Annotated in this window: 5 protein-coding genes and 1 pseudogene; all 6 read left to right on the top strand. The window is 55.2% G+C overall.

The window, feature by feature from the left end:
- The first annotated feature begins 32 nt into the window (after window positions 1–32).
- Complete coding sequence (locus tag KK102_RS15310) at window positions 33–665, top strand: phage repressor protein CI (RefSeq protein WP_216357949.1); 633 nt, start codon at window positions 33–35, stop codon at window positions 663–665.
- A gap of 2 nt (window positions 666–667) precedes the next feature.
- Window positions 668–1,696, top strand: coding sequence for a site-specific integrase (locus KK102_RS15305; RefSeq protein ID WP_196353824.1), 1,029 nt, complete (start codon window positions 668–670; stop codon window positions 1,694–1,696).
- 5 nt (window positions 1,697–1,701) lie between these two features.
- Complete coding sequence (locus KK102_RS15300; RefSeq protein ID WP_023972318.1) at window positions 1,702–2,895, top strand: hypothetical protein; 1,194 nt, start codon at window positions 1,702–1,704, stop codon at window positions 2,893–2,895.
- 347 nt (window positions 2,896–3,242) lie between these two features.
- Window positions 3,243–3,434, top strand: a pseudogene (locus KK102_RS22255) (integrase); the annotation flags it as partial.
- Window positions 3,435–3,811: 377 nt separating this feature from the next.
- Window positions 3,812–4,168 carry a hypothetical protein gene (locus tag KK102_RS15295; RefSeq protein WP_126544803.1) on the top strand — a complete coding sequence of 119 codons (357 nt, stop codon included), beginning with the start codon at window positions 3,812–3,814 and terminating at the stop codon, window positions 4,166–4,168.
- 738 nt (window positions 4,169–4,906) lie between these two features.
- Window positions 4,907–15,328: a BapA/Bap/LapF family large adhesin gene (locus tag KK102_RS15290; protein ID WP_216357948.1), complete on the top strand. Its 10,422-nt coding sequence runs from the start codon at window positions 4,907–4,909 to the stop codon at window positions 15,326–15,328.
- Window positions 15,329–15,404 lie beyond the last annotated feature (76 nt).

Genomic DNA, 15,404 nt, shown 5'->3' with positions numbered 1-15,404 from the left:
ATCACTTTTTATATGCGTCAAGGGGTTTGATTATGAGTTTAATCAAGGCGGGAAATGATAGTGGTGGGCGTGATGCAATCAACAGGCTTATTAAGGCCTACAATTTCAGCTCACGTCAGCAGCTCTGCGAACATCTGGACGTATCGAAAAGCACTATGGCTAACAGATACTTAAGAGATAGCTTCCCCGCCGAATGGGTAATTCAATGCGCCCTTGAAACAGGAATTTCCCTTCTTTGGTTGGCTACCGGTCAGGGAGATATGTATGCGAGTGAGAACGAAGAAAAGAATCTCAAAAACGAAACTTCCGTCACGGTTAGACCACTTTCTAAAATCGTGGCTCCCAGTATCAAACATGCTGAACTGAAGAACGGCGAACTGCATCCGAGTGATGAAATCCTTCTCGATAGAAGACTGCTGGATGGTGAATCGTCCAACTCTCTTTTTGTAAAAACAGCTAGTGATAGCTTTGTTGTGGATACCTCTGTGAAACAAATCAGCAATGGTTATTGGCTGGTAGACATCGACGGCGTTAAAAGCTTGGTTAAGATTGCTCGCATTCCTGGCAATAAAATTGTAGTTCATCAGGATGAAGCATCCTTTGAGTGCGCCGTAGATGATGTTGAGGTAGTAGGCCGCGCAGTAAAAGTCATTAAGAGCATCTAACCATGACCATCAGAAAACAGCCGAACGGAAAATGGTTGTGTGAGTGTTACCCGAACGGGCGTGACGGCAAGCGCGTGCGCAAGCAATTTGCGACAAAGGGCGAGGCTGTAGCATTCGAAAACTTCACCATGGATGAAGTGAACAAAAAACCGTGGCTGGGTGAAAAGGAAGATCGGCGGCGTTTGTCAGAATTGATTGAGCAGTGGCACTCCCTTTACGGCCAGACGCTCGCAGACCCCAAGCGCCTAATGGCGAAACTGAATATTATCTGCAATGGCCTCGGCGATCCCGTCGCCTCTGAGTTAACCGCCGGTGACTTTACAAAATATCGCGAAGCACGGTTAAAAGGTGAAGTACGTAACGAAGACGGCGCGCTGATGTCGCCAGTAAAGCCCCGCACGGTAAACCTGGAACAGCGTAACTTATCATCCGTTTTTGGCACCCTGAAAAAGCTGGGCCACTGGTCAGCGCCTAACCCGCTTGCCGGTCTACCAACATTCAAAATCGCAGAGGGGGAACTGGCGTTTCTTGCCCAAGACGAAATTAAACGCCTGCTTGATGCCTGCGCTGATTCTCAAAGCCCCAGCCTGTTAATGATCGCAAAGGTATGCCTCGCCACCGGCGCGCGGTGGAGTGAAGCCGAAAACCTGCAGGGCCACCAGTTATCTAAATACCGGATCACCTATACCAAAACCAAAGGTAAGAAAAACCGAACCGTACCGATATCTCAGGATCTGTATGACGAGCTGCCCAAAAATAGAGGTAAGCTATTCACGCCCTGCAGAAAAGCTTTTGAGCGCGCAGTAAAAAGAGCTGGTATCGACTTGCCTGAAGGCCAATGTACTCACGTGCTGCGTCATACATTCGCCAGCCATTTTATGATGAATGGCGGAAACATACTGGTATTGCGCGATATTCTGGGTCATGCCGATATAAAAATGACAATGATTTATGCTCATTTTGCTCCTGATCATTTGGAAGATGCAGTTACGAAAAATCCGTTATATTCATTAAATCATTCTAAAGGATAATATAAATGGAAACCGAATATATACATGATGACTTTAATGATTTATTTGAAAGTCTTGTAAGAACAGAAGATTTAAAACTTCCTTTCACTGTTAAGACAGATATTATAAATGATTTCAAGAATAAATGTGAAATTTATTTTAATGCCTTAAATGATTATATAGAAGATAATGACAATGAATTATCTCGGAGATTGAGATCTAAACTGGATAGAATAACAAGAATATACTTTGGCGTTGTGAGTTCTTTGGAATATTTTTTGTCAGGTGATATCAAATCCTCATATGATACTTTCGACAGAACATTTTCTGAACGATACACAGCTAACTATATCCAAAAAATATCTATCCCCTTAGAGAATATTTGCAATTCTTCAAGGCCTTTATTCAGGGTTAGAAAATCTGATACAGCAGTAAAAAATAGAAATGAAATCTTTCATATACCATTCTCTAAGAGGCACCTGGTAAACGCTCAAAGATACTCGGTTGCTGGCCTACCCTGTTTATATTTAGGCTCATCCCTATATGTATGTTGGCTTGAAATGGATAAACCTGATTTTGATAAGTTATATATATCCTCTTTTATATCCAGTGAAGAGAGTTCCAAAATATTAGATTTCACCTCGGAAATTCTCTACTCACGTTTCTATGGTAAGACTGATAATGACAAAATGTCATATATCACAAAGATGTCTTACATTTGTTTAATGCCACTCATTTACGCTTGTAGTTTTGCAAAGATTAATGGCAGCACCTCATTCACTCAGGAATATATAATTCCAAATTTATTGATGCAATGGATTAGCCGCAGAAATAAATCAAACATTGTCGGAATTGCATACAGATCGACAAGAATGATTAAAACAAACCATGGAGAAAAATCTATTAACGTTGTTCTTCCTCCTAAAGTTACATATCAGCAAACCATAACAAAAGATTTTTGTCCTAAGCTAGTAAAAATGTTCAAGCTTACTCCCCCCGTTTCATGGCAGGTACTAAAAACTTTAGATTACTCCTTTGAACCAAGTGAAGATGATGGTGTTAAGTCTGCCTCAAGATTCTTAAGAACGAAAGAACGTATATCAGGTATGCAAAGTTTTGATGACAACATTGTCAATCTCTATCCTTTGACTGATTTCTATAGGTTAGAGAAGTGTATGGACAACCTTCTTGAATACGATTCAATCAAAGATAAGAAATGATGGCGGCAATTTGGCGACAGGGCATTAAAAACGCGTAAAACGGACAAATACAAAATAATACTAAGGCATTGTTTTAAAAGATAACTTACTGTTTTTACTATAGTATAAATGGTATGTAGAAATTTCGGACGCGGGTTCAACTCCCGCCAGCTCCACCAAAATTCTCCATCGGCGATCACCAGAGTCGACTGATGAAGTCCTGAAAGCCCGCACGGCATAAGCCTTGCGGGCTTTTTTGTGCCTGAAATTTGACCCGCGATGTCCAAATCAACTGGTTAAATCCGAACCTTATTGGCCCACAGGTAGGCCCAACGAAAAGCTCTATTGCTTCCGTTGGGCCTAAACGCATGGAGACTCCCCATGGCAGGAAAAAACATGTCGTTACTGACACTGACAGCAAAGATGCCGAGTACAAGCTTTATGTTGGTGACGGGCTTACTTTGTTAATAAAGTGCAGCGGTAGCAAGCTCTGGCAGCTCCGTTACTATCGACCTCTGACAAAGCAGGGCTATTATCCCAGCATTCTTTACGCCGACTCATACTGGAAATATTTAATCACCGTGACTAATAAAATGCCGTCTCATAACTTGTGAGCGGCATCCATGATTATTTCCGCTGTCCCGGAGATAATAGCGTTGCCTCTAAGAACACAGGACTGGCGCGTGACAGGTTCAACACGGAAGAATATAAGCACAACAAGGAGAGTAATATGTACAGGCCCTTCACCATACTATTTTTTATTCTACTGACGCTGGCAGCACTGGCTGAGATGGGATATCTCACGCTCGGTTAGCCGTTCGCATGAAATAGCGCCTTTGTGGCATCCATTCTTTTACAGTTTTTTCCTAAAGCCGCTTCGCTTCGTCTGTGACATGCTGAATCACGCTCATAACCGAAAACGTTAAATGAGGATATTATGAAAAAAACAATTATTGCATTATCTGCCGTTCTGCTGGCTTCCCCAGTTTTTGCTGCGACCACACATGCAACTGACGACACTGTCGCCGCGGCGAAAGCAAATGCCAACGACGCGAAGCAAAAACTGCACGAAGAGCAGAACAAAGGTGAAGAACTGAAGCTGAAAAAAGAGCATGCCGCAGAAGGTAAAAGCGAAAGCTTTGGCAGCAAGGTCAGCGAAGACTCCCAGAAAGCCTGGCATAAAACCAAAGAAGGCACCGAAAAGGGGTGGGATGCCACCAAAGAAGGTGCTGAGAAAGGCTGGAATAAAACCAAACAGGGTGCCAGTGAGTTAGAAAAGAAAGTCACTGAGTAATCCCCCAAGAGGCCGCATTAGCGGTCTTTTTTTTGTCTCGCCGAATAAAGACGCAAGATACCAGCGTGGCGAGCAGAAGAAGATCGGCGTTGGTATCAACCGAATGAATTTACCCGCCTCACAACGACGTTTAGCGCTCTCTGATTAGCAGAAATTTTTCTGCGCATCAGAATATATTTCATTACCAAGACAACATAATATATCTTACATCAAAAATGTTACCCTAACTTAAACACGCATTAAGCAGCCATAAATAATATAATTCAAAATAAAGGGTGACTTTCTTTCTGCTGCATTAATTTACTTCTCAAGCAACGTTCAAAAACACGTCAAACTTTAATAAAAAAACGTTCAAAAACAGACCGTTAATTATTTGCATCGATAATTAACATCAATATATTAATGCCTACTTCACAATATCCACCTGTATTTACAGAAGCTTAATTTGCATATCGAGACTTTTCTGACTATATCATTTTTATACCGTTTCGGATTAATTCCTCTATTAATTACAGGGTTATCTAGAGCACAAAAAAAAGAATACGCAATATTTTCCATCAAATAAATAGATTCGATCTGATGTTGCCACTCTATATCCTGGCGGGCATCGTTCGCTCTGAAAAAATACGGTGAGTACTGCTTAATTGCAGTGACTCCGCCGGGGGCGCGCTTTTCCCTTCAAAACAGATGGCTCATCTTGCACGCCGTTCACGACAACTCGTCTGGAGTAATGACTAAATGAGCCAAATCTCTGTTATATCGAAACTTACTGGCGTGGAAACCACCACAGAGGGTACACAAGTTACGCTGAGCCATTCCTCTATTGTTGAGCTTCATGTCGAACGAGCCAATGTCTCTGATTTCGCCCGTAGCGGTAACGATCTGGTGATCACGCTGCATTCTGGTGAGGTCATTACCATTAAGAATTTCTACGTTACTGACGCTCAGGGGGTAAGCCAGCTGGTGCTGGAGGAGAGCGATGGAGCGCTATGGTGGATTGAAGATCCCACCGGGGCTGCCACGTACGAATCCATCGCCTCCACGGACGTTTTACTTGCCGCGTCAGGGAGTGATGCAGGCAGTGCCGCCGTCTGGCCATGGGTGCTGGGTGGTCTTGCAGTAGCAGGTGGGATTGCCATCGCGGCGGGCACCGGCGGCGGAGGCGGCGGTGACGATGATGACAACACCACTAATCCTGTCACCCCCGGGGAACCGTCTTCTCCGGATACAACCGCCCCCGCGGCACCAGGCAATTTACAGTTCTCGGCCGATGGCTCAACGGTAACCGGTACCGCGGAACCCGGCAGCACCATTACGTTGAAAGATGCGGATGGCAATCTGGTTGGCACGGGTAAAACCGGCAGTGACGGTAAATTCTCTATCGAGCTGGGAACCCCACTTACCAACGGCGAGAAACTGACCGCCACCGCGACGGATCCAGCAGGCAACACCAGCCAGGCCGGACAGGTAACCGCGCCAGATTTAACGACACCGGATGCGCCAGATATTCTGATTGTTGATGACAATGTGGGGGCTGAACAAGGCCCGCTGGACAATGGCCAACGCACCGACGATCCGCGCCCAACCTTTAGCGGTATCGCTGAAGCGGGGACCACCATCACCATTTACGATAACGGTACGCAAATTGGCACCAGCAAAGCGGATGCCAACGGTAACTGGAGCTTTACTCCAGCCAAAGATCTCGCCAACGGTAATCACACCATTACCACTACCGCGACCGACGCGGCAGGCAATACCAGCCCGGCCTCCGGTGCCGTCACCTTTGTGGTAGACACCATCGCGCCAGCTGCCCCCACCATCACCAGCGTGACGGACGATGTTGACCCGGTAACCGGTTCAGTCAGCAACGGCGGCAGCACCGACGATCGGCGGCCCCAGATTTCTGGCACCGGTGAAGCAGGCTCCACGATCACCATTTATGACGGCACCGTCGCGATTGGCTCGGCCGTCGTCGCCAGCAACGGCACCTGGAGCTTCACCCCGTCCGTGAACTTCAGCGAAAGCACCCACTCGCTCACGGTCAGAGCAACGGATGCCGCCGGCAATACAGGGCCAGCGTCGCCGGTGTTTACCATTACCGTTGATCTCACCGCACCAGACGCACCAACCGCCCTGGTACTGAACGATAATACCGGTCTTATCAAAGGGGCGATTACCGCGGGCGTCCCCACCGATGCCTCTCAGCCGATCCTGGTCGGCAGAGGAGAGCCCGGCGGGACAATCACGCTCTATGAAAACGGCGTGGTGATTGGAACAACGACAGTTCTGCCTAACGGCACCTGGAGCCTGACGCCGACGACACCGTTTGCGGATGGTACACACACCATCACCGTGCAAATCACGGATGCAGCAGGTAACCAGAGTACGTCATCACAACCCATTACCTTCACCGTGGACACCACGCCGCCGCTGGCACCTGCCGTGGTCATTTCGGATGACGGCACGACCATCAGCGGCACAGCAGAGCCTGGAAGCACGGTAACCATCCGTGAAGGGGGCGTCAAAATTGGGGATGTCGTGGCCGATGACCAGGGCAACTATAGCCTGACGCTGACGCCTCCCAAGCTCAACGGCCAAACCCTGACCGCAGAAGCAACCGACCAGGCTGGCAATACGGGACCGACCGCGCCCGCCGTTGCGCCTGACACGACCGCAGCACAAACCCCGGTCATCGTGTCGGTGGTTGATGACGTTCCTGCTTCGACCGGACCTGTTGGCCAGAGCGGGATCACCAATGACCGAACGCCTACCATTAACGGGACGGGTGAACCCGGCACGACCATCACCCTCTCCAACGGCAGCACGGTTCTTGGCACGGTGGTCGTTCAGGCGTCCGGCCAGTGGAGCTTTACACCGCCCACGCCGCTGGCTGACGGTCCCTATGTGCTGACGGCAAAAGCCGTGGATCCTGCCGGTAACCCGAGCGGGCAATCGAATAGCTGGAGCTTTACCGTGGACGCGACTGCGCCCGTCGCCCCGGTGATTTCAGAAGTGGTGGATAATGTTCCCGGCCGCACCGGCGTGCTCGATATTAATGAGCCCACCAACGATCCGACCCCAACACTCAACGGCACCGCAGAACCCAACGCGACGGTCACCATCCTTGTGGATGGTATCAGCGTGGGTACCGCCGTAGCGGATAGCGGCGGCGCATGGACCTTTACTCCCTCAACGCCGATTGGCGACGGTCAGCACGCCCTGACCGCCATCGCGACCGATCCAGCAGGCAATGCCAGCGGAAGCTCGAACACCTGGAACTTAACGATCGACAGTACCGCGCCCGTTGCGCCGGTTATTACGCAGGTGGTGGATGATGTGCCAGCACGCACGGGTGCACTCAATGCCAACGACACCACCAACGACACGACGCCAACCCTCAATGGCACCGCCGAGCCGAACTCGACGGTCACCATTCGTCTGGACGGCACCGCTATCGGCACGGCGGTGGCCGACACCAACGGCGCGTGGACCTTTACCCCCACTACGCCGATTGGCGACGGCCAGCATACCCTGACCGCCGTAGCGACCGACAGTACAGGTAATACCAGCCCTGCGTCTGGTGGCTTCACCTTCACGGTCGATACCGTCCCGCCACCTGCGGCAACCATTGCCACCGTCACCGATGATGTCGGCGGCATCCAGGGCACGCTCGACAGCGGCGATACCACGGACGACACTCAACCCCTGCTTCAGGGCAGCGCCCCGGCCGGGACGGTGATTACTGTCTATGACGGAACAACCCTGCTCGGCACCGCCACGCTTAACGGCAGCGGCGGCTGGAGCTTCAGCCCCACCACGCCGCTTACCGATGGACCGCATACCCTCACCGTCTATGCCACAGACGCAGGCGGGAATGTCACCGTCTCCAGCCCATTCGAACTGGTGGTGGATACCGTCCCGCCCGCGACGCCAGCTATCCCGACAATCACCGTAAACCCTGACGGCGGCCCAACACAAACGCCGCTGAACCCGGGTGAAACCACCCGCGATACCACGCCAACCCTGAGCGGTACCGGCAATCCGGGCGAAACCGTGACGATTTACATTGATGGCGACAAATTTGATGATGTTGTGGTGGACGGCACGGGTAACTGGAGCTGGACGCCGACAACGCCGCTCCCCAGCGGTACCTACGACATCACCCTGACCGTCACCAACATGGACGGCACGGGCAACGAAAGCGCCCCATCCATACCAGTCAGCATCACCATTGACACCGATCCGCCAGTTGCACCAGAACCTCCGGTCATTACTGACAGCGTCAGCCAGATAACCGGCCCTGTTGCCGATGGGGAAACCACCAACGATCCGCGCCCGATCCTGAGCGGAACCGGTACGCCAGACGAGCTGATCACCATCTATGACAGCGTTGATGGCGGTCCGACAACAGCGGTGGGTAGCGTCACGGTCGACAGCAACGGCAACTGGAGTTGGCGTCCCGGCAGCGACATTGCGGAGGGCAGCCACGAATATACGGCAACCGCCACCGACGAAGCTGGCAACGTCTCAGACCCGTCGACGGGGATCACCATCACGGTAGATACCGTCGCCCCTGCAACCCCGGTGATTGGTGCGATTGACGGTAAGCCGGATGACGGGATCACCTCGGATGCAACCCCAACCGTAGGGGGAACGGGCCCTGCGGGCGAAACGGTGATCGTCTACAACAACGGCGTTGAGTTAGGCCGCGTAGTCGTCAGTAATACCGGAGAATGGACCTTCACTCTGCCAGCTCAAAGCGATGGCCCAGTGAACGTCACCGCTGCAGCCGTTGATGACGCAGGTAACGTCAGCGATCTCAGCCCTGTCTTCACCGTCACAATTGACACCACGCCGCCAGCGGTCCCGCAGATTAACGCCGTCTCTGACAGCCAGCTGACAAACGGTACGCTTTACACTCGCGACGGTACGCCGACCCTTACCGGCACTGGCGAACCGGGATCCACCGTGATTGTGTCTGTGGACGGCACGCCATCCGGCGCGCCGGTAACGGTGCAGCCCAACGGCACCTGGAGCTGGACTGCCGGAAGCGCGCTGTCGGATGCTTCGCATGATTTCACCGTCTCGTCCCGCGATCCGGTCGGTAATACCTCCACCAGCTCGGCTCCGCTTAGCGTGACGGTGGATACCGTAGATCCGGCAGCCCCAACCGGGATCAGCGTGGCTGCTCAAGGCACACCGATGACCGGTAGCGCCGAGTCAGGAGTCACCATCACCGTAACGGATGCTGACGGTAACGTGCTGGGTACCGGCGTTGCCACCGGCGGCTCTTTCTCTGTTGCGCTCAGTCCCGCACAAGCGGATGGCGCAGTGCTGACCGTTATCGCGACTGACGGGGCTGGCAATGAGAGCCCCGAGGCCTCCTACACCGTCATCGGTACCTTGCCTAATCTCCCGGACGTGCCCATCATCACCGCCATCAATGATGACGTGGCGCCGGTTACAGGCGATGTGAAAGATAAAACCACTAACGATACCACTCCAACCCTCGTCGGTACGGCTGAAGCCGGAAGCCTTATCACTCTCTATCTGGACGGGGTGGCGATTCCACAAACGAACATCATTGCCGATTCAGGTGGCAACTGGAGCTACACGTCGCCAGCGCTTGGCGAAGGGCAGCACACCTTTGAGGCGACCGCCACCCTCAACGGCGAAACCAGCGGTCGATCGCCGATCTCAACCGTTACCGTGGATCTCACGGCACCGGGCACGCCGTCCATCGGTGCGGTAATTGACGACGTTGGCCCCGGCACCGGTCCGCTGACAAACGGACAGATCACCAACGACAGCCAGCCGACGCTCACCGGCACCGGTACGGTAGGCGATACCATCTCCATCTACAGCAACGGGGCGCTGCAGGGTACTGTGGTGGTCGGCGATACGGGCAACTGGAGCTTCACAACGCCTGCCCTGGCACAGGGCAATAACGTCCTGACCATCCGGGAAACCGATCCGGCGGGTAACCAGAGTGGCCCATCGGCGGGCTTCACTATCGTGGTGGATACGGTGTCCACCACGCCGGTGATTACCAACGTCACGGATAACGTCGGCAATGCCGCCACTACCGTCGTCAGCGGTACGCCGACCAACGATGCCACGCCAACCCTCACCGGCACGGCTGAGGCAAACAGCGTGGTGACGATCTTCGACGGCGTCACACCGATTGCGACCGTCACGGCTGACGGAACCGGGGCGTGGAGCTTTACCCCGGACACCGCTCTCGTCGAAGGTCAGCACAGCTTCACCGTCACGGCCACCGATCCGCAGGGCAACAACAGCCAGGTATCAAACACCTGGAGCGTGACGGTCGACCTGACAGCACCGACGATCCCGACCCTTGATAGCGTCAACGACAGCGTAGCGGGCGGGACCCTCGGCGATCTGACAACCGGGCAGACTACCAATGACAATACGCCAACCCTCAGCGGAACGGGGGCGGCGGGCAGCACGATCCACATTCTGAATAATGGTGTGGAAATCGGCACCGCAACGGTTAACGGCACCGGCAGCTGGAGCTTCACTCCAGACCCGGCCCTGGACGATGGCAGCTACAACATTCGCGTTAACGCCAGCGATACGGCAGGTAACGTCTCCGCCAATTCGCCGGTCTTCGTCTTTACCGTCGATACCTCAGGCCCAGCCGCGCCACAGGTCACCAGCGTGATTGACGATGTCGCGCCGGTCAACGGCACGCTTACGTCGGGCAACAGCACCAACGACGCGCGGCCAACCTTCAACGGCACGGGCGAGGTGGGGTCGACGGTTCACATTCTGGTAGATGGTGCCGAGATTGGCACTGCAGTAGTGAACGCCCAGGGGAACTGGACCTTCACCCCTGGCACCGACCTGGATGACGGACCTCATGCCGTCACCTTCAACGCCACCGACGCGGCAGGCAACACCGGCAGCACGACGGCACCGTTTAACCTGACGGTGGATACCGGCGTGCCGACCGCGCCGTCCATTACCTCCGCGAGCGACAACGTGGGCAGCGTACAAACGTCGCTCGCCACCAACCAGAGCACCGACGACACCACGCCGACGCTGAACGGCACGGCGGCAGCCAACACCACGGTGACTATCTACGAAAACGGACAGCAGGTTGGCACCGCGCAGGTGAACGGCAGCGGGTCATGGAGCTTTACGCCGTCAACACCGCTGGTCAATGGCAGCCATACCTGGACCGCCACGGTTACCGATGCGGCGGGCAACGTCAGCCCGGCCTCCCCCGCATTTACGCTGGTGGTCGATACCTCCGCACCAAACGCGCCCGTTATCAGCCAGGCGATTGACGATGTGGGCAGCGTCACCGGTCCGCTTGGATCCGGACAGACCACGGACGATACCCAGCCGCGTCTCGTCGGCACCAGCGAGCCGTTTGCCACCGTGCGTATCTATGAAGGCGCAACGCTGGTCGGTTCGGGCACCGCTGATGCTGGCGGCAACTGGAATATTGCGCTCAACACCACGCTGACAACCGGCCCGCACAGCTTCACGGCGCAGGCCACGGATGCGTCAGGCAATACCAGCACGTCGTCAACGGCCTTTAGTCTGACTATCGACACCACGCCGCCTGCGTTACCGGTACTGACCAACATAGTGGATGATGTGGGCAACGCGGCGACGACCATCGCTAACGGCGGATTGACCAACGATGCCCAGCCAACCCTCACCGGTACGGCGGAAGCCGGCGTCACGGTAAAAATCTTTGATAACGGCGTACAGATTGGCAGCGTCATTGCCACCGGCGGAGCGTGGAGCTTCACCCCTTCCCCGGCGCTGAGCAACGGGCCGCATAGTCTGACCTTTAGCGCCACCGATGCGACGGGCAACGCCAGCGCGCAAACGGCCGGATATGTCATAAACGTCGACGCCACTGCGCCAGCCGCGCCGGTCATCAGTGCGGTTATCGATGATGTGGGCAGCGTCACCGGACCGGTGACTGGCAATAACCCGACCAACGATACGCGTCCGACACTGAGCGGAACGGCAGAGGCCAATGCAACGGTACGCATCTATGACGGCGCAACGCTGGTCGGCACGGCCATCGCCGATGGCAGCGGCAACTGGACGCTGGCGCAAACCACCACCACGCTGACGCAAGGTACGCATAACTTCACGGCCACCGCCACCGATGCAGCGGGCAACACCAGCCCGGCTTCGGCCGTGACGACAATTATTGTCGATCTCACTGCGCCAACGGTCCCTACCGGGACCTTTAACGCGGACGGCAGCGTGTTGACCGGTAATGCCGAAGCAGGCAGCACCGTCACTATCCGTCTGGCGGACAATTCAACGGTCACCGCCACGGCGGACAGCAACGGAGCCTGGAGCTATACCTTCCTCAATAAACAGACGGAAGGCCAGACGCTGCAGATCACCGCCACCGACGTTGCAGGCAACGTCTCACAGCCTGGCTCGGTCCTTGCGCCAGTCGTGCCGCTGTCGGCCAGCAACAACGTTGAAGAGCTGGAACTCACCACCACCGCAACGGTGACCAATTCGCAGTACAGCGATTATGGTTTCCTGCTGGTGGGAGCCGTGGGTAACGTGCTGACGCTACTGGGTAACGACACCGCACAGGTAGGGTTCACCGTAGGCAGCGGCGGCAGCGCGGATATCGAGGTGAATGCCAACGCCACGGGGGCGGTGCTGTCGCTGCTCAACACCCTTGAACTGGTGGTGCAGCGGTTCGACAGCGTCAACAACACCTGGACAACGGTGGTGGATACAGGCCAGCCGCAGTTTGCTGACCTGCTGACGCTCGGCGCAACCGGCGTCTCGCTGAACCTGACCGGGCTGGAAAATGGTCAGTATCGCGTTCTGAGCTACAACACCAACCTCCTGGCGACCGGTTCTTACACCAGCCTGGATGTCGCGGTGAAAGAGACCAGCGCGGGTACCGTTTCTGGCGAAACCAGCCTGACGGGCAACGTCATCACCGATGTCGACCCGACAGCAGGCAGCGACAACGCCCCGGCAGGTGCCAGAATCACCGCCGTGACCAATACGGAAGGCGACCTCACCAACGTGACCGCTGACGGCACCGTGATTCAGGGCGAGTACGGCACGCTGACCATCAACCGGGACGGCAGCTATACCTACACCCTGACGGACACCAGCGCCTCGGTCATTGGCCGCACGGAGAGCTTCAGCTACACCATCACCTATAACGGCGTCAGCGCGTCGGCGAACCTGGTACTGTCGCTGGGTACAGGAACCGCCACCAGCGGCATTGTGGCGGTGGACGATACCGCCTCACTGACCTTCGACACCACCGTAACGGCCATTGATAACGGCACCTCGTCCCAGGGCGGCTTTACCCTGGTCGGGATTAACCTCGGCAACACGCTGGGGCTGAATCTGCTGGACGATATGACTAACCCAATCATCTACAGCGTGGAGGAAGGCACCACCCGCACCATGACCGTACAGGCTTCCGTAGGCGGCGTGGCGCTGGCCTCGGTGTTCGACCTGTACATCTATAAGTTCAACAACGCGACGCAGACCTTTGAACAGATGCGCGTGGAGTCGGGCTGGCTGCGCGCGCCGCTGCTGGGCGGAACCTCGCCACAGCTGACGCTGAACCTGCCCGCCGGGGAGTACCTGTTCCTGCTCAATACGGCGGCAGGGATCACCGCGCTGACGGCCTATACGCTGGACGTTCTGCAGGATCATGTCTACAGCGTGGCGAGCATTAGCGAGACCACCTCCGGGGATGTGCTGTCGGATGACATTGCCCCAGCCGGTACGCTGGTGACGGAAGTGAACGGCGTGGAGGTTAACAGCAGCGGCCTGACGGAAATTGAGGGGGAATACGGTAAGCTGAGCATCAACGCGGCCGGGGAGTACACCTACACCCTGAATAGCGGCGTCGGCTCCGACCATATCAGCACGCCAGATACCTTCGTCTACACCATCACAGCTCCGGATGGGACGAAAGACACGGCGTCGCTGAACATTACCCCTACCGCGCAGGCGATGAATGCGGTGAATGATGTCAGCACCGCGATGGCCCTCACCTCGGTGCACCACACGTCGACCTACACCGATACCACTGTCGGCACCGCCAGCTGGACGGCAGCCGTATTTTCATCAACCCAGGGCTCCGGCAGTGGGACCTTCGTGGTCGACCCGAACACCGCGCTGCACAACGCGTCGCTGCACTTCGACGTGGCCTCGCTGCTGGCGCTAGGCGGGCTGACGGTGACCTGGTCCATCAGCGACGGCTCAGGCGTGATCCGCAGCGGCTCCTTCAGCGGTGGCTCTCTGGCGCTGGTTCCTCTGGTAGGCGGCAGTATCGACGTTCCGCTGACCGGGCTGGATCTTAACGCCGGGACCTATACGCTGAACTTTACCGGTAGCGTACCGGGGCTCAGCGTCGGGAACATCGCCATCACCCCAAGCGTGAACGGCACCACCTACTCGCTGAGTGATTTCGACGTCACCGGCACCCACACCGTTAACGGCAATATCTTTGACGGCACCGACTCTGGCGGCGTGTTGGATCAGCTGCACTCGGTCGATACCCGCGTAAGCATTACCGGCTACAACGGCGTGACCACCACCCTGGATCCGTACACCGGCAGCACCACCGTGAACATCACCGGTCATTACGGCATCCTGGCGATCGGCGCGGACGGCCACTACACCTATACCCTCAACAGCGGGGTATCGCTCTCAACCATCACCTCGAAGGAGACATTCAACTACACCCTGACCGACGCCAACGGCAACACGGATACCGCCACGCTGACCATCAACATGGCGCCGCAGTTCATCAGCTCTGAACACAACGACGTCATCACCGGTACGGCCTACGGCGATACGCTGATTTACCAGGTGCTGAACAGCACGGCAGGCAACGCAACGGCGGGGAACAGCGCGGGCGACCACTGGACCAACTTCTCACTGGCGCAGGGAGACAAGATCGACATTGGCGATCTGCTGGTGGGCTGGAACGGCAGCGCGTCGACGCTGGGTAACTATCTCACTGTTTCACAAAGCGGTAGCAATACTGTGATCTCCATCGACCGTGACGGTACGGGGGCCGCCTACACTCAATCTGCACTCGTTACGCTTGATGGCGTTCAGACCACCTACGACGAGCTTGTTAACCAGCAGCACATCATTACCTGATAGCCACAGAACCACCTGACCCGGGCGCACAGCGCCCGGGCACAACAATAAAGCTGTACCATTTTATTAGGGACAA

The organism is Enterobacter quasimori (genome assembly GCF_018597345.1).
In the GTDB taxonomy this organism is placed as follows: domain Bacteria; phylum Pseudomonadota; class Gammaproteobacteria; order Enterobacterales; family Enterobacteriaceae; genus Enterobacter; species Enterobacter mori.
The sequence above is the reverse complement of the archived record's forward strand: the minus strand, read 5'-3'. Positions and strand labels throughout refer to the sequence as shown.

Coding starts and splice junctions, on each gene's coding strand:
- KK102_RS15310 (WP_216357949.1), top strand. CDS start 33: ATGAGTTTAATCAAGGCGGGAAATGATAGTGGTGGGCGTGATGCAATC.
- KK102_RS15305 (WP_196353824.1), top strand. CDS start 668: ATGACCATCAGAAAACAGCCGAACGGAAAATGGTTGTGTGAGTGTTAC.
- KK102_RS15300 (WP_023972318.1), top strand. CDS start 1,702: ATGGAAACCGAATATATACATGATGACTTTAATGATTTATTTGAAAGT.
- KK102_RS15295 (WP_126544803.1), top strand. CDS start 3,812: ATGAAAAAAACAATTATTGCATTATCTGCCGTTCTGCTGGCTTCCCCA.
- KK102_RS15290 (WP_216357948.1), top strand. CDS start 4,907: ATGAGCCAAATCTCTGTTATATCGAAACTTACTGGCGTGGAAACCACC.